Here is a 15,431-nt window from a genome sequence, read left to right as displayed (position 1 = left end):
GGGGGGGGGGGGGGGGGGGGGGGGGGGGGGGGGGGGGGGGGGGGGGGGGGGGGGGGGGGGGGGGGGGGGGGGGGGGGGGGGGGGGGGGTGGGGGGGGCGCGGGTCGGGGGGGGGGGGGGGCGGGGGTGGGGGGTCGTGGGGTCGCGGGGGGCGGCGGGGCGCGGCGCGGTGCGGCGCGCTCCGCGGAATCACGCTCGCCCGCGCGTTGCGCGGGCGGCGCGACATCTTCCGCGTCGAACGGATCGGCGGAATCGGCAACGGCAGCGGGGGAACGGCGTGGTGACACAGGCATCGGATCGTCTGGGTGCTTCGCAAGGCAAGTACAATAGCGGCTTTCACGTCGTCCGAACGAACGACGCCGGCCAGGCCGCGCATCCCGCCATCATAGCGGCTCGCGCGCCCGATTTACGCGTTTCCGCCCCGCCGGCGACGCCCGCCGGCCGCTTCGAACCAGCCCGCATGTTCACGCTTTCCGATTTCGATTTCAATCTGCCTCCCGAGCTGATTGCACAAACCGCGCTGCCCGATCGCACCGCGAGCCGCCTGCTCGAGGTCGACGGCACCGTCGCGCCCGCACGCCTGGTCGACCGCCATTTCACCGCGCTGCCGTCGTGCATCGCGGCCGGCGACCTGCTCGTCTTCAACGATACCAAGGTGCTGAAGGCGCGTTTCTTCGGCCAGAAGGCCAGCGGCGGCAAGATCGAGGTGCTGATCGAGCGCGTGACCGGCACGCACACGGCGCTCGCGCAGATCCGCGCGAGCAAGTCGCCGGGCGCCGGCACGACGCTGCGGCTCGCCGATGCGTTCGACGTGACGGTGGGCGAGCGCGTCGACCCGTTCTTCACGCTGAACTTCCCCGCGCCGTGCCTCGACCTGATCGAGCAGTACGGCCGCCTGCCGCTGCCGCCCTATATCGAACACGATCCGGACGCGACCGACGAGACGCGCTACCAGACCGTCTACGCGAGCAACCCGGGCGCGGTCGCCGCGCCCACGGCAGGGCTGCACTTCGACCAGCCGATGCTCGACCGGCTCGACGCGATGGGCGTCGAGCGCGCGACGCTGACGCTGCACGTCGGCGCCGGCACGTTCCAGCCGGTGCGCGTCGACAACATCGCCGAGCACAAGATGCACAGCGAGTGGTACGACCTGCCGCAGTCGCTCGTCGACAAGATCGCCGCGACCCGTGCGCGCGGCGGCAACGTGATCGCGGTCGGCACGACGTCGATGCGCGCGCTCGAAGCCGCGGCGCGCGCGGCCGACGAAGCGGGCCGCCCGCTCGCGGCCACGCAGGCCGAGACCGACATCTTCATCACGCCCGGCTATCGTTTCCGCGTGGTCGACCGGCTCGTCACGAACTTCCACCTGCCGAAGTCGACGCTGCTGATGCTGGTGTCCGCGTTCGCGGGCGTGGAGACGATCCGCGCCGCGTACCGGCACGCGATCGACGAGCGCTACCGCTTCTTCAGCTACGGCGATGCGATGCTGCTCACGCGGCGCGACACGCCGGAGGCGGCGCGCGCGTAAGCGCGGCACGGAGGCCGGCCGCCGTACCGAACGGCCAGGTTCCGCTTTCACGTTGTGCGTGCGATGCTCGCACGCACCCGCTTTCCCCGCCGCCGGATTCCCGGCGGCGTTTCCAACATGCGCCGGACTTGCGATCCAGAGTTAGCGCTTTAGCGGTTACTCTGGTCCCATGCAGAGCAGCCCGGTGGCGAGGAGAATGACGCGATGACCGAAGGTTCATCCCACGATACGCACGCTGATACGCACGCCCCCGTGCAGGACCGCCCGGCGAACGGGCTCGAATTCGAACTGCTGACGACCGACGGCCATGCGCGCCGCGGCCGCGTGAAGCTCAACCACGGCGTGGTCGAGACGCCGATCTTCATGCCGGTCGGCACGTACGGCACCGTGAAGGCGATCCAGCCGCGCGAGCTGCACGAGATCAAGGCCCAGATCATCCTCGGCAACACGTTCCACCTGTGGCTGCGCCCGGGCCTCGACACGATCGACGCGCACGGCGGCCTGCACGCCTTCATGGGCTGGAACAAGCCGATCCTGACCGACTCGGGCGGCTTCCAGGTGTTCTCGCTCGGCGACCTGCGCAAGATCACCGAGGACGGCGTGACGTTCGCGTCGCCGATCAACGGCGACAAGCTGTTCCTGTCGCCGGAAGTGTCGATGCAGATCCAGAAGGTGCTGAACTCCGACGTCGTGATGCAGTTCGACGAGTGCACGCCGTACGCGACCAACGGCGTGCCGACCACGCACAAGGAAGCGGCCGACTCGATGCGCATGTCGCTGCGCTGGGCGAAGCGCTCGCTCGACGAGTTCAACCGGCTCGGCAACCCGAACGCGCTGTTCGGGATCGTCCAGGGCGGGATGTTCGAGGACCTGCGCGACGAATCGCTCGCGGGCCTCGCGGAACTCGGCTTCCACGGCCTCGCGATCGGCGGGCTGTCGGTCGGCGAGCCGAAGGAAGACATGATGCGCGTGCTGCGCCACGTCGGCCCGAAGCTGCCGGCCAACAAGCCGCACTACCTGATGGGCGTGGGCACGCCGGAGGACCTGGTCGAGGGCGTCGCCAACGGCGTCGACATGTTCGACTGCGTGATGCCGACCCGCAACGCGCGCAACGGCTGGCTGTTCACGCGCTTCGGCGACGTGAAGATCCGCAACGCGACGCACAAGAACTCGCTGAAGCCGCTCGACGCGAGCTGCACGTGCTACACGTGCCAGAACTTCTCGCGCGGCTACCTGCATCACCTGCACCGCGTGGGCGAGATCCTCGGCGCCCAGCTCAACACGATCCACAACCTGCACTACTACCTGCAGCTGATGAGCGAGATCCGCGAAGCGATCGAGACCCATACGTTCGACGCGTTCCGCCAGCGCTTCGCGGAGGATCGCGCCAGAGGGGTCGACTGACGGACGGTCGCGCCGCCCTTGATAAGACAAGCACTAAACGGATCGAAAATCTTTTGGGACTCGTCCTAAACAAGCGCGTCCCAGCTGCCGCTCGGAACCGACAAACATTACAATTGCCTTTCCATACAAGTCGCAACGGTACCGGTTCACGCTTTAACAGCTTGATCCGAAAGCGCATTTGCCGAGCCGTTTGCGCATGGGGCCGGTGGTAGAATAACCGGCTTATTTTTCGATCTTCCCCTACGGAGAGACCAACGTGCCGTTCATTTCCAACGCGTTCGCCCAAGGTGCCGGTGGCGCCGAATCGAGCCTGATGAGCTTCCTGCCGCTCATCCTGATGTTTGCCGTGCTCTACTTCATCATGATCCGTCCGCAGATGAAGCGTCAGAAGGAGCACCGCAACATGCTCGCGGCCATGGCCAAGGGCGACGAAGTCGTCACGAGCGGCGGCCTCGTGGGCAAGGTGACGAAGGTCACCGAAGGCTACATCGGCGTCGAAATCGCCGAAGGCACCGAAATCACCGTGCAGAAGGCCGCGGTCACGACCATTCTGCCGAAGGGCACGATCAAGTCGCTGTAAGCCCTTCACCGAGCGTCCGGCTCCCCGCGCCGTGCCCGCCTGAGAGAGCGGGCCGCCGCGGCGCCGGACGCGACGCTTTCACGCCAACCACCCGTTCGGCTCCCTCATGAATCGTTATCCACTCTGGAAATATGTCGTGATGGTCGTGGCGCTCGCCATCGGCCTTCTGTACACATTGCCCAACTTCTTCGGCGAATCGCCGGCGGTGCAGGTGTCGAGCGGCAAGGCCACGGTCAAGCTCGACTCGACCACGCTGACCCAGGTCGAATCGGCGCTCGCCTCCGCGCAGATCACGCCGGACGACGTCACCTTCGAGAACACGGCGACCAACGCGAACATCCGCGTGCGCCTGAAGGACACCGATACGCAGCTGCGCGTCAAGGACCTGCTGCAGAAGTCGCTGAACACCGACCCGAACGATCCGCAGTACGTCGTCGCCCTGAACCTGCAGAGCGCGTCGCCGCGCTGGCTGACCTCCCTGCACGCGCTGCCGATGTATCTCGGCCTCGACCTGCGTGGCGGCGTCCACTTCCTGCTCCAGGTCGACATGACGGGCGCGCTCACGAAGAAGCTCGATTCCGACGCGTCCGACGCGCGCACGCTGCTGCGCGACAAGAACATCCGCGACGGCGGCGTGAGCCGCGTCGACCAGTCCGTGGTCGTCAACTTCAGCGATGCGCAGACGGCGGAAGACGCCCGCAAGCTGCTCGCGCTGTCGATCACCGAACTGCAATGGGCGACCCAGCCCGGCGGCGGCGGCACGCAGGTCGTCGGCACGTTCACGCCGGCCGTGCAGAAGTCCGTCGAGGACGCCGCGCTCAAGCAGAACCTGACGACGCTCCACAACCGCGTGAACGAACTCGGCGTGTCCGAGCCGATCCTGCAGCAGCAAGGTAGCGACCGCATCGTCGTCGAGCTGCCGGGCGTGCAGGACACCGCGAAGGCGAAGGACATCATCGGCCGCACCGCGACGCTCGAGGCGCGCCTCGCCGATCCGATCAACACGCACCCGAACCCGAACGACCCGGTGCCGCCGGGTGAAGAGCTGTTCACGCAGGGCAACCAGGCGCCGGTGCTGCTGAAGAAGGACGTGATCTTCACGGGCGACCGCATCATCGATGCATCGGCCGGCTTCGACGATCACCAGCGTCCGTCGGTCAACATCCGCCTCGATTCGGCGGGTGGCCGCTCGGTGCGCGCGGTCTCGCGCGAGAACATCGGCAAGCCGATGGCGATGGTGCTGTTCGAGAAGGGCAAGGGCGAAGTGCTGACGGTCGCGACGATCCAGTCGGAACTCGGCGACCGCTTCCAGATCACGGGCCAGCCGACGCCGCAGGCCGCGGCCGACCTCGCGCTGCTGCTGCGCGCCGGTTCGCTCGCAGCGCCGATGGACATCATCGAGGAACGCACGATCGGCCCGAGCCTCGGCGCCGACAACATCAAGATGGGCATCCACTCGGTGATCTGGGGCTTCTGCGCGATCGCCGTGTTCATGATCGCGTACTACATGCTGTTCGGCGTGATCTCGGTGATCGGCCTGTCGGTGAACCTGCTGCTGCTCGTCGCCGTGCTGTCGCTGATGCAGGCGACGCTGACGCTGCCCGGCATCGCCGCCATCGCGCTCGCGCTCGGTATGGCGATCGACGCGAACGTGCTGATCAACGAGCGCGTGCGTGAAGAACTGCGCGCCGGCCAGCCGCCGCAGACCGCGATCCAGGCCGGCTACGCGCATGCGTGGGCGACGATTCTCGACTCGAACGTCACGACGCTGATCGCCGGCCTCGCGCTGCTCGCGTTCGGCTCGGGCCCGGTTCGCGCGTTCGCGATCGTGCACTGCCTCGGTATCCTGACGTCGATGTTCTCCGCGGTGTTCTTCTCGCGCGGGATCGTCAACCTCTGGTACGGCGGCCGCAAGAAGCTGAAGTCGCTCGCGATCGGCCAGGTGTGGAAGCCGGAAGGGGCCGCTGCCGCCGCGTCGTTCACCGACGCCGACGAATCGACCGACACCGCACGCGCCGCGAAGCTCGCCGCCCCCGCGAAGGGCAACGCGCCGCGCGCCGGCAAGCCGCAGCTGCGCAACCGCGCGCAGCAGGGCGTGTCGCCGAAGAAACCGGGCTCGACCCAATAAGGCCCCGGAGAAGACCATGGAATTTTTCCGCATCCGTAAAGACATTCCGTTCATGCGGCACGCGCTGGTGTTCAACGTGATCTCGCTGGTCACGTTCCTCGCCGCCGTGTTCTTCCTGTTCCACCGCGGGCTGCACCTGTCCGTCGAATTCACCGGCGGGACGGTGATCGAGGTGCAGTACCAGCAGGCCGCTGAGCTCGAACCGGTGCGCGCGACGCTCGGCAAGCTCGGCTACGCCGACGCGCAGGTGCAGAACTTCGGCACGTCGCGCAACGTGCTGATCCGCCTGCAGCTGAAGGAAGGCCTCACGTCCGCGCAGCAGAGCGACCAGGTGATGGGCGCGCTGAAGGCGCAGAACCCGGACGTCACGCTGCAGCGCGTCGAGTTCGTCGGCCCGCAGGTCGGCCGGGAACTCGCGACCGACGGCCTGCTCGCGCTCGCGTGCGTCGTGATCGGCATCGTGATCTACCTGTCGTTCCGCTTCGAGTGGAAATACGCGGTGGCCGGCATCATCGCCAACCTGCACGACATCGTGATCATTCTCGGCTTCTTCGCGTTCTTCCAGTGGGAGTTCTCGCTGGCGGTGCTCGCGGCGATCCTCGCGGTGCTCGGCTACTCGGTCAACGAGTCGGTCGTCATCTTCGACCGGATCCGCGAAACGTTCCGCCGCGAACGCAAGATGAGCGTGCAGGAAGTGATCAACCACGCGATCACGACCACGATGTCGCGTACGATCATCACGCACACGTCGACCGAAATGATGGTGCTGTCGATGTTCTTCTTCGGCGGCCCGACGCTGCACTACTTCGCACTCGCGCTGACGGTCGGCATCATGTTCGGCATCTACTCGTCGGTGTTCGTCGCGGGCTCGCTCGCGATGTGGCTCGGCATCAAGCGCGAAGACCTGATCAAGGAAAAGAAGTCCGCGCACGATCCGGACGATCCGAACGCAGGCGCGCAGGTTTAAGCGCCACGCTGCTTCGGCACAGACGAAAAGCCGGCCCGGTTGGGCCGGCTTTTTCATGCCCGCGCCACCGCCGCGCATCGCGCCGCCCGCTCGCCCTGCCCGGTCACGCGTGTCGGCTACAATCGTGACCGTCCCGCCGCGCCGCCCGCCGGCCGTGCGTCAGCGGGACAGCGCCTTCGCCCTCCGTTCAAACGTGCGGTCCCGATGATGCCTCCCACGCGTGTCGTGCTTCGCCTTGCCGCTTGCGCCGCCGTCACGGCCGCGCTCCTGCCGTGCGCGTCATCCGTCGGTGCGCAACAGCCGGCGTCCGCCCCGCCCGCTTCTGCCGCTTCTGCCGCTTCTGCCGCTTCTGCCGCTTCTGCCGCTTCTGCCGCTTCTGCCGCTTCTGCCGCTTCTGCCGCTTCTGCCGCTTCTGCCGCTTCGGCGCCCGCAGCCGCTTCGCCCGCCCCCACCCAACCGCCCTCGCCCTGCCCGCCCGACTGGGAGCCGCAGATCTGCGAGCTCAAGGCGGCGGTGGAAGTCCTGAAGCGGCAGCACCTGACCGACATCGACATCGGCGCACTGCTCGACGCAACGACCCACGCGGGGATCAAGACGCTGCCGTACGCGCGTTTCTTCGACGCGAAGGAGGAGCAGGAGCGGCGCGACGACGAACGTCGCGCGCGCGACGGCACGCCCGGCATCGGCATCGTGTTCGAGACGCGGCCCGACGGGCTGCACATCGTCGACGTGATTCCCGACGCGCCCGCGGAAAAGGCCGGCGTGCACCCCGACGATCTCGTCGTCGCGATGAACGATACGAGCGTCGTCGGCATCGACCCCGCCGACCTGACCAGACTCGCCAAGGGCGACGCGGGCGTGCCGCTGAAGCTCACGATCCAGCGCGGCCCGTCGCACGCGGTGCTGAGCGTCGCGCCCGTGCGGACGATCCTCAAGCCCCATCCGGCGACCGCGAAGCGGCTCGACGGCGACATCCTGTACACGCGGCTGTCGAGCTTCCCCGAACCTGCGGTCGGCGACTACGTCGACGCGGTGCAGGCCGCGCGCCGCACGGGGCCGCCGGTGAGAGGCGTGATCCTCGACCTGCGCATCAACGGCGGCGGCGCGCTCAATGCGGCGATCGGCATCACCGCGCTGTTCGCGGGCCGCGACCGCACCGCGATGGTGACGGTCGAGCGCGGCGACGCCAACCGCCGCCGCTACACGACCAACTGGCCCGACTACGCATTGCCGGTCATGCACGGCCAGGATCCGCTCGCGCCGCTGCAGGCGGACGACTGGTGGCGCACCGTGCCGCTCGTCGTGCTCGTCGACGGACAGAGCGCGTCGGCCGCCGAAGCGACCGCGGCGGCGCTGCAGGATCTCGGCCGCGCGAAGCTGCTCGGCATGCCGACCTATGGGAAAGGGCTTGCGCAGACGGGCGTCGACCTGATCGACGGCACGCGCCTGAATTTCACGTACGCGCGCAACCTGCGGCCGAACGGCTGCCCGATGGACGGCTATGGCGTCGTGCCGGACTGGCTCGTGCCGCCGCGCCGCGACTCGGACGTCGACGGCGTGCTGCTGTGGTACCGGGAAGCCGATCTCGCCCGCGCGCCGTATGCGGACCGGCTGGCGCCCGATCCGTTCGCGAAGGTGCGCAAGGAACGGCAGAAGCTGCGCGAGCAGCGTGCGCTCGCGAAGATCGATACGGCGAAGGGCGCGGCGCTGCCGCAGCGCGAGTTCGGCACGGCCACCGACTGGCAGCTCGGTCAGGCGCTGGCGGCGCTCGCCGGGCGCCCGGTGCGAACCGTCGAAGCCAGGCCGCAGTTGATGCCCGCCCAACCCGTGTGCGAGCGCGCCGGCAACTGACGCTCGCCGCCCGTCCCGTTACCGGAACCCGAACCGCTTGCGCAGCACGACCAGCGCCACGAGGCTCAGCACGGCCGCGAACATCAGGTAGAAGCTCGGCGCGGTCTTCATTCCGGTCGCCTTGATCAGCCACGCGATGATGAACGGCCCGAAGCCGCCGAAGATCGTCACCGCGACGTTATACGCGAGCGACATCCCGGTCGTGCGCGTCTGCACCGGAAACACTTCCGACAGCAAACCCGGCAGCGCCGCGAAGTAGCCCGTCATCAGGAACGCGAGCAGCACCTGCAGCGCGATCAGCGTGCCGAAGCCCGGATGCGCGACCAGGTACGCGAACGCCGGATAGATCAGCACGAGGATGCCGATGGCCGGCGCGATCATCACGCGCACGCGGCCGTAGGTGTCCGACCAGTGGCCGACGAGCGGCGCGAACGCCATCTGGATCACGCCGACCACCAGGATCGCCGCGAACGCGGCCGACGGCGCGAGGCCGAGCTGCTTCACGCCGTAGGTCGGCATGAACAGCACGAGATAGGTCGCGACCGTGCCGAGCACGACCACGCCCATCGCGGCCACGAGACGCGCCTTGTGCGACGCGAACGTATCGCGCAGCGGGTTCGCGGTGCCTTCCGACGCGAGGAATTCGGGGGTCTCGTCGACCTTCGTGCGGATGTAGTACGCGACCGGCCCGAGCAGCAGGCCGAAGAAGAACGGCACGCGCCAGCCCCACGACGCCATCTGCGCGGCCGTGAGCTGCGCGTTCAGCACGGTGCCGAAGCCGGCGGCGAGCAGCGTCGTGAGCCCCTGGCTCGCGACCTGCCAGCTCGCGAAGAAGCCGCGCCGGCCCGGCACGTGCTCGGCGAGGAACGCGGTCGCGCTGCCGAACTCGCCGCCGGCCGAGAAACCCTGCATCAGCCGCGCGGCGACGAGGATCACCGGCGCCGCGACGCCGATCGTCTCGTAGGTCGGCAGCACCGCGATGATCAGCGTGCCGCCCATCATCAGCAGGATCGACAGCGTGAGCGCGGCCTTGCGGCCCGCGCGGTCGGCATACGCGCCGAGCACGATCGCGCCGAGCGGGCGCATGAAGAACGACACGCCGAACGTGCCGAGCGTGAGCAGCAGCGACACGGTGTCGTTGCCAGCCGGGAAGAACAGCTTCGAGATCGTCACCGCGAAGAAGCCGTAGACGACGAGATCGAACCACTCGAGCGCATTGCCGATCGACGCGGCGACCACCGCGCGCCACACGCGCGGCGACGAGGCAATGGAACGGGACTGCGTGACGGCATGCATCGGCGATCTCCTTGTCGTTGTACGTTCTGTTCGAGGCGGCCGCTCGCGCGCCGTCGGCCTGCCCGGCGCCGGATACGGCGCTCGGGCGATTATAGGCGCGCAAATAAAAACCGCCGCGCCCCCCTGACGGGAACGCGGCGGCGGGCTCGCGACGGGCCGGCGCGAAGGCCGGCCCGGCCGGCGGGCTTACTGCTGCTTGAGCGCTTCGGCCGTGATCAGCAGCTTCGTCTTCATCTTGAAGCCGTACTGCTTGCCGTAGTCGAGGCCGAAATCGCTGCGGTCGAATTCGCCGACGGCGTCGACACCGCACACTTCACGCTTGAGCATCGGGTGCGGCATGCACTTGAACGAATCGATCTTCAGCGTCACCGGCTTCGTGACGCCATGCAGCGTCAGGTTGCCGACCACCGACACCGGCTTGTCGCCGTCGAACTTGATCGCGCCCTTGTAGTTCGCCTGCGGGAACTTGGCGACGTCGAAGAACTCGGCCGTCTGCAGATGCTCGTCGAGCTTCGTGCTGCCGGTGTGGATCGACGCGATGTCGGTCGTCACGTCGACCGTCCCCGTCTTCGCCGCGCGGTCGAGCGTCACGGAGCCGCTCGACTTGTCGAACTTGCCGCGCCAGACCGACAGGCCGCCCATGTGGTCAGCCTCGAAGCTCGGGTACGTGTGGCTCGGGTCGAACTGGTACGTGACGCTTTCGGCGAATGCCGAGAACGACAGCGACGCTGCCAGCGCGCCTGCGGCGATGATCAGTTGCTTTTTCAAACCTTTTCTCCTTGGAACGGCGCCGCGCCCTCGCGCGGCATTCGGGTGAGGCGACAGTGCGCCGCTTACTTGGTGGCGACGAGATGGAACTTGATCTGCACTTCGTCCGCGACGACCGACGTGTCCTTCCACTCGCCGGTGCCGACGTTGAACGCCGAGCGCTTGATCGGCAGCACGCCGTCGAAAGTCTGCGTCGCGCCGCTCTGCGTGACCGTGACGGGCACCGTGACGTTCTCGGACTTGCCCTTGATCGTCAGCTTGCCGGTCACGTTGTACTTGTTGCCGCCCGCCGGCGCGATCGCCGACGACACGAACGTGGCCTGCGGATACGCCTTCGCGTCGAACCAGTCCTTGCCGGCGACCTGGTCGTTGTACATCTTGTCGCCGAGGTCATAGCTCGCGACGTCGATCGTCATCTGGGCGCTGCCCTGCGCGGCTTTCGCCGGGTCGAACTTCACCTGCGCGGAAAACTTCTTGAACGCGCCTTCGGTCGGCACGTTCATCTGCTTCGACACGGCGGACACCTTGCTCTTCGCGAGATCGACATCGGCGAGCGCCGCGCCCGACGCGACAAGTGACGCCGCGGCGAACGCGGTCAGCATGGAGCGGGAGAAAGACACTTTCATGGGATCCTTCATTTGGCAAAGGGAAGCATCCGCGACAGCAGGCCGTCGCGGTCCAACAACTGGTGCTTGAGCGCCGCGACCACGTGCAGCGAAACGAGCGCAAGCAGAATGTAATTCAATGACACGTGAAGCGTCTTGAAGGTTTCCTTCAGCACCGGATCGGGGTCGATCAGCCGCGGCAGCGGCACGATGCCGAGATAGACGACCGGGATGTTCGACGCCGAGCTGTACAGGTAGCCCGTCACCGGAATCACGATCATCAGCAGGTACAGCAGGATGTGCACGCCGTGCGACGCCGCACGCTGCCACGCGGGCGTGCCGCCCGGCAGCGCCGGCGGCACATGGGTCGCACGCCACAGCACGCGCGCGACGGCCAGCGCGAATACCGTCACGCCGATCCACTTGTGCCACGAGAAGTACTTCAGCTTGGTCGGCGTGAAGCCGGGGATGTCGGTCATCACCCAGCCCAGCGCGAACGCGCAGACGATCAGCAGCGCGATCAGCCAGTGCAGCGCGATCGCCGTCTGCGTATAGCGTACCGGCCTGGCCGGCAGCGATTTCGATGCCATCTTGGATTCCTCAGTTCAGCGAACGGCCGCGCCGGAAATTCGTCCGACGCTTGTCAAGGGCGCCATGCTACCGCAACCTTTTGACGCGCGCGGACTCTGAAGACAGGCCCGCCAGCCGGCTGACAGCTTCCTGTCATGTTACCGATCGGTCACTGAACTGGCGATCGTTGACACGCCGAAAAAGGCCTTTTGGTAAGATTGGCGCGGGTTCCGGCCCCGTCGACGCGTCTCCCCAGCCGTCGCACCACTGCCTTTTCCATGCAACGAAACGACCTGATTGCCTGCCACGAGTGCGACGCACTGTTGCACAAACCGCGCCTGAGCGGACGTGAAATCGCGCGCTGCCCGCGCTGCGATGCGCTGCTCTATCGCAACAGCACCACGCAGATCGAGCGGATCTGCGCGCTCGCGCTCGCGGCGCTGATCACGTTCACGATCGCGCAGGCGTTCCCGATTCTCGAAATGGACGTGAACGGCAACCGCGTGCAGACCACGCTGATCGGCGCGATCGATTCGCTGTGGCACCAGGACATGGCGATCGTCGGCGTGATGGTGTTCTGCTCGACCGTGCTGTTCCCGCTCGTCGAGATGGCCGCGCTGCTGTACCTGCTGCTGCCGATCCGGCGCGGCGTCGTCCCGCCCGGCTTCAACCTGGTGCTGCGCGCGATCGAGCTCGTGCGGCCGTGGGGCATGATCGAGGTGTTCATGCTCGGCATCCTCGTCACGATCGTGAAGATGGTGAGTCTCGCAAGAGTCGTTCCCGAGGCCGCACTGTTCGCGTTCGCCGCGCTCACGCTGATGATCGCCGTCGTGCTGATGTTCGATCCGCGCACGCTGTGGGACATCGCCGACGACCTGCGCGCCGGCCGCTCGCCCGGGCAGCCCGACGATGCCGCCCCGCTGCCGGAAGCCCCCCGCCGATGACGATCCCGACCGCCGCCCGCGAGGGCTACGCCAGCTGCCACGCATGCGGCCTCGTGCAGACGCTCGACCATCCGCACGCACACTGCGCGCGCTGCGGCAGCGCGCTCCATTTCCGCACGCCGAACAGCCTGATGCGCACGTGGGCGCTGCTGCTCGCCGCCGCGATCCTCTACATTCCCGCGAACCTGCTGCCGATCATGCGCACCGCGTCGATCGTCGGCTCGCAGGAAGACACGATCATGAGCGGCGTCATCTATTTCTGGACGTCCGGCGACTGGCCGCTCGCCGTCGTCGTGTTCGTCGCGAGCATCCTCGTGCCGATGCTCAAGCTCGGCGTGCTGCTGATCCTCGTGATCAGCGCGCAGCGCCGCGCCGCCTGGCGGCCGCTGCAGCGCACGCGCCTGTTCCGGATCGTCGAACGCATCGGCCGCTGGTCGATGCTCGACATCTTCGTCGTGACGCTGACCGTCGCGCTCGTCCATTTTCGTTCGCTCGCCATCATCACGGCCGGCCCCGGCGCGCTCGCGTTCGGTTCCGTCGTGATCCTGACGATGCTCGCATCGATGCAGTTCGATCCCCGCCTGATCTGGGATCCAGTCGAAACCTCAGGGAATCACCATGAATAGTCCACAAGGCCCGCAGCACGACGCGCCCCGGCCGCCCGATCCGACGATCTCGACGAAAAGCGGCTGGCTGCCGTCGCTCGTCTGGCTCGTGCCGCTGATCGCCGCGCTGATCGGCATCGGCCTCGTGATCAAGTCCGTGCGCGAGCGCGGCCCGGAAATCACGATCAGCTTCCACAGCGCCGAAGGGCTCGAGCCCGGCAAGACCCAGGTCAAGTACAAGGACGTCGAGATCGGCATGGTCAAGACGATCAAGCTGTCGAAGGACCTGTCGCGCGTGCTCGTCGAGGTGCAGCTCAAGAAGGAAGCGGAGGATTTCGCGGTCAAGGGCTCGCGCTTCTGGATCGTGCGGCCGCGCGTCGGCGCGACCGGCGTGTCGGGGCTCGGCACGCTGCTGTCGGGCGCGTACATCGGCGTCGACGCCGGGCGCTCGGAGGACACGCTGACCGACTTCACGGGACTCGAGTCACCGCCCGCCGTCACGGGCGACCAGAAAGGCACGCAGTACGTGCTGCGCGGCGATTCGCTCGGCTCTGTGGACATCGGCTCGCCGGTCTACTACCGCCGCGTGCAGGTCGGCCAGGTGGTCGGCTTCTCGCTCGACAAGGACGGCACCGGCGTCACGTTCAACGTGTTCGTCAATGCGCCGTACAACCAGTACGTCGGCGTGAATTCGCGCTGGTGGCAGGCAAGCGGCGTGGACCTGCGGCTCGACTCGAGCGGCCTGAAGCTGAACACGCAGTCGCTCGCGACGGTGATCCTCGGCGGCATCGCGTTCCAGACGCCGCCGAACCAGGGCTCCGGCGCGACCGCGCCGAACAACACGACGTTCCGCCTCGCGTCCGACGAGGGCGACGCGATGCGCGACCCGGACGGCCAGCCGCTGCAGGTCGTGATGAACTTCAACCAGTCGCTGCGCGGGCTCGCGGTCGGCGCGACGGTCGACTTCCGCGGCATCGTGCTCGGCGAAGTGACGAACATCGGCATCGACTTCGATCCGAAGACGAAGAACTTCCTGATGCCGGTGACGATGAACGTGTATCCGGAACGCCTCGGCCGCCGCTTCCGCGAAACGATCGAGAGCAAGGGCGAACCGGCCCGCCGCGAGATCGTCGAGCGGCTCGTCCAGCACGGGCTGCGCGGCCAGCTGCGCACCGGCAACCTGCTGACGAGCCAGCTGTACGTCGCACTCGACTTCTTCCCGAAGGCGCCGGCCGTGAAGATCGACACGGCGCGCCAGCCGCTCGAGCTGCCGACCGTGCCGAACACGCTCGACGAGCTGCAACTGCAGGTCGCCGACATCGCGAAGAAGCTCGACAAGGTGCCGTTCGACCAGATCGGCGCGAACCTGAACAGCGCGCTGTCGAACGCCGACAAGCTGTTCAAGCAGCTCGACACGCAGGTCGCGCCGGAAGCGCGCGACACGCTGTCGGCCGCGAAGCAGACCTTCTCGACCGCCGAAGCGACGCTGCAGCAGGATTCGCCGCTGCAGTCCGACGTGCGCGGCGCGCTGAAGGAGCTCACGCGCACGCTGCAATCGCTGAACGCGCTCGCCGACTATCTGGAGCGCCACCCCGAATCGCTGCTCAAGGGCAAGCCAGGAGATAAACAATGACGACGACACGCGTGAACGGTTTCGCGAGCGGCGCGGCGGCGGCTGTCGCCGCCCTCGCGCTCGCCGCGTGCAGCTCGCCGCCCGCGCGGTTCTACACGCTCAGCCCGGCCGATGCCGCGGCGCCGCTGCGCACCGCGCCGGCCAACCCGGCGTTCCTGATCGAGGTGCCGTCCGTCGGCGTGCCCGAACAGGTCGCGAAGAACCAGCTGGTCGTGCAGAAGAACGCCGCGCAGGTCGACGTGCTCGAGCAGGAACGCTGGGCGTCGCCGCCCGCCGACGAGATCCGCCGCGCGCTGTCGGACGATCTCGCCGCGCAGCTCGGCACGATCGACGTCGCGAACTCCGCGACCCCGCCCGGCGTGCCGGTGTACCGGATCAGCGTGAACGTGCAGCGCTTCGAGTCGTGGCCCGGCAAACGCGCGGCGGTCGACGCCGTGTGGAGCGTGCGCTCGCTCGCCACGCAGGCCGTGATGACCTGCCGCACGAGCGTCGCGGAACCGGTCGCCGACGGTTACGACGCACTCGTCGCCGGCCACCGGCGCGCGCTCGAGGA

14 protein-coding genes are annotated in these 15,431 nt (G+C 67.8%); 10 read left to right on the top strand and 4 right to left on the bottom strand.

The genetic code is table 11. From position 1 onward, the window contains the following. Positions 1 to 459: 459 nt before the first annotated feature. The 6 genes from queA to G3N98_RS33465 all read left to right on the top strand — a co-directional run bounded on the left by queA (position 460) and on the right by G3N98_RS33465 (position 8,457). On the top strand, positions 460 to 1,527 hold the full coding sequence (gene queA, locus G3N98_RS33490; protein ID WP_206150566.1) for a tRNA preQ1(34) S-adenosylmethionine ribosyltransferase-isomerase QueA: 1,068 nt from the start codon (positions 460 to 462) through the stop codon (positions 1,525 to 1,527). A 204-nt stretch (positions 1,528 to 1,731) separates the two neighbouring features. Beyond that, positions 1,732 to 2,931 (top strand): tRNA guanosine(34) transglycosylase Tgt, encoded by a 1,200-nt coding sequence (gene tgt, locus G3N98_RS33485; RefSeq protein WP_089424534.1) that lies wholly within the window; start codon positions 1,732 to 1,734, stop codon positions 2,929 to 2,931. A gap of 256 nt (positions 2,932 to 3,187) precedes the next feature. Then, the gene (gene yajC / locus G3N98_RS33480; protein ID WP_006476868.1) at positions 3,188 to 3,511 is read left to right on the top strand and encodes a preprotein translocase subunit YajC; all 324 of its coding nucleotides are present in this window, start codon (positions 3,188 to 3,190) and stop codon (positions 3,509 to 3,511) included. Between the two features lie 106 nt (positions 3,512 to 3,617). Further along, positions 3,618 to 5,639 (top strand): protein translocase subunit SecD, encoded by a 2,022-nt coding sequence (gene secD, locus G3N98_RS33475; protein ID WP_089424533.1) that lies wholly within the window; start codon positions 3,618 to 3,620, stop codon positions 5,637 to 5,639. 16 nt (positions 5,640 to 5,655) lie between these two features. Then, a complete protein-coding gene (gene secF, locus G3N98_RS33470) occupies positions 5,656 to 6,606 on the top strand; it encodes a protein translocase subunit SecF (protein ID WP_089424532.1) in 951 nt (316 codons plus the stop codon). Between the two features lie 204 nt (positions 6,607 to 6,810). Further along, on the top strand, positions 6,811 to 8,457 hold the full coding sequence (locus tag G3N98_RS33465) for a S41 family peptidase (RefSeq protein WP_241026204.1): 1,647 nt from the start codon (positions 6,811 to 6,813) through the stop codon (positions 8,455 to 8,457). 18 nt (positions 8,458 to 8,475) lie between these two features. Here the strand turns inward: G3N98_RS33465 and G3N98_RS33460 are convergent, their stop codons facing one another. The 4 genes from G3N98_RS33460 to G3N98_RS33445 all read right to left on the bottom strand — a co-directional run bounded on the left by G3N98_RS33460 (position 8,476) and on the right by G3N98_RS33445 (position 11,716). Next, positions 8,476 to 9,753 (bottom strand): MFS transporter, encoded by a 1,278-nt coding sequence (locus G3N98_RS33460; RefSeq protein WP_175238177.1) that lies wholly within the window; start codon positions 9,751 to 9,753, stop codon positions 8,476 to 8,478. Positions 9,754 to 9,939: 186 nt separating this feature from the next. Beyond that, positions 9,940 to 10,521 (bottom strand): YceI family protein, encoded by a 582-nt coding sequence (locus G3N98_RS33455; protein WP_089424529.1) that lies wholly within the window; start codon positions 10,519 to 10,521, stop codon positions 9,940 to 9,942. 65 nt (positions 10,522 to 10,586) lie between these two features. Further along, positions 10,587 to 11,147, bottom strand: coding sequence for a YceI family protein (locus tag G3N98_RS33450; protein ID WP_089425844.1), 561 nt, complete (start codon positions 11,145 to 11,147; stop codon positions 10,587 to 10,589). A gap of 8 nt (positions 11,148 to 11,155) precedes the next feature. Next, positions 11,156 to 11,716, bottom strand: coding sequence for a cytochrome b (locus G3N98_RS33445; RefSeq protein ID WP_089424528.1), 561 nt, complete (start codon positions 11,714 to 11,716; stop codon positions 11,156 to 11,158). A 258-nt stretch (positions 11,717 to 11,974) separates the two neighbouring features. On the opposite strand from G3N98_RS33445, the gene G3N98_RS33440 reads away from it, so the two are divergent. The 4 genes from G3N98_RS33440 to G3N98_RS33425 form a co-directional block, all read left to right on the top strand. After that, the gene (locus G3N98_RS33440; RefSeq protein WP_089472169.1) at positions 11,975 to 12,640 is read left to right on the top strand and encodes a paraquat-inducible protein A; all 666 of its coding nucleotides are present in this window, start codon (positions 11,975 to 11,977) and stop codon (positions 12,638 to 12,640) included. Continuing rightward, a complete protein-coding gene (locus G3N98_RS33435) occupies positions 12,637 to 13,266 on the top strand; it encodes a paraquat-inducible protein A (RefSeq protein WP_089472168.1) in 630 nt (209 codons plus the stop codon). The genes G3N98_RS33440 and G3N98_RS33435 overlap by 4 nt, the downstream gene beginning before the upstream one ends. Beyond that, the gene (locus tag G3N98_RS33430) at positions 13,259 to 14,878 is read left to right on the top strand and encodes an MlaD family protein (RefSeq protein WP_206150565.1); all 1,620 of its coding nucleotides are present in this window, start codon (positions 13,259 to 13,261) and stop codon (positions 14,876 to 14,878) included. The genes G3N98_RS33435 and G3N98_RS33430 overlap by 8 nt, the downstream gene beginning before the upstream one ends. Beyond that, positions 14,875 to 15,431: PqiC family protein (locus G3N98_RS33425; protein ID WP_206150564.1), on the top strand; the 557-nt coding region annotated here is incomplete at its 3' end. The genes G3N98_RS33430 and G3N98_RS33425, both read left to right, overlap by 4 nt.

Origin of the sequence: Burkholderia sp. Tr-20390 (genome assembly GCF_017104595.1) — a bacterium.
GTDB lineage: Bacteria > Pseudomonadota > Gammaproteobacteria > Burkholderiales > Burkholderiaceae > Burkholderia.
This window is presented reverse-complemented; position numbering and strand designations above follow the sequence as displayed.

Bases quoted from the DNA above. Each gene is read 5' to 3' on its own strand.
- secD (WP_089424533.1), top strand. From the start codon at position 3,618: ATGAATCGTTATCCACTCTGGAAATATGTCGTGATGGTCGTGGCGCTC.
- queA (WP_206150566.1), top strand. From the start codon at position 460: ATGTTCACGCTTTCCGATTTCGATTTCAATCTGCCTCCCGAGCTGATT.
- G3N98_RS33435 (WP_089472168.1), top strand. From the start codon at position 12,637: ATGACGATCCCGACCGCCGCCCGCGAGGGCTACGCCAGCTGCCACGCA.
- G3N98_RS33450 (WP_089425844.1), bottom strand. From the start codon at position 11,147: ATGAAAGTGTCTTTCTCCCGCTCCATGCTGACCGCGTTCGCCGCGGCG.
- G3N98_RS33445 (WP_089424528.1), bottom strand. From the start codon at position 11,716: ATGGCATCGAAATCGCTGCCGGCCAGGCCGGTACGCTATACGCAGACG.
- tgt (WP_089424534.1), top strand. From the start codon at position 1,732: ATGACCGAAGGTTCATCCCACGATACGCACGCTGATACGCACGCCCCC.
- G3N98_RS33465 (WP_241026204.1), top strand. From the start codon at position 6,811: ATGATGCCTCCCACGCGTGTCGTGCTTCGCCTTGCCGCTTGCGCCGCC.
- G3N98_RS33440 (WP_089472169.1), top strand. From the start codon at position 11,975: ATGCAACGAAACGACCTGATTGCCTGCCACGAGTGCGACGCACTGTTG.
- G3N98_RS33430 (WP_206150565.1), top strand. From the start codon at position 13,259: ATGAATAGTCCACAAGGCCCGCAGCACGACGCGCCCCGGCCGCCCGAT.
- G3N98_RS33460 (WP_175238177.1), bottom strand. From the start codon at position 9,753: ATGCATGCCGTCACGCAGTCCCGTTCCATTGCCTCGTCGCCGCGCGTG.
- secF (WP_089424532.1), top strand. From the start codon at position 5,656: ATGGAATTTTTCCGCATCCGTAAAGACATTCCGTTCATGCGGCACGCG.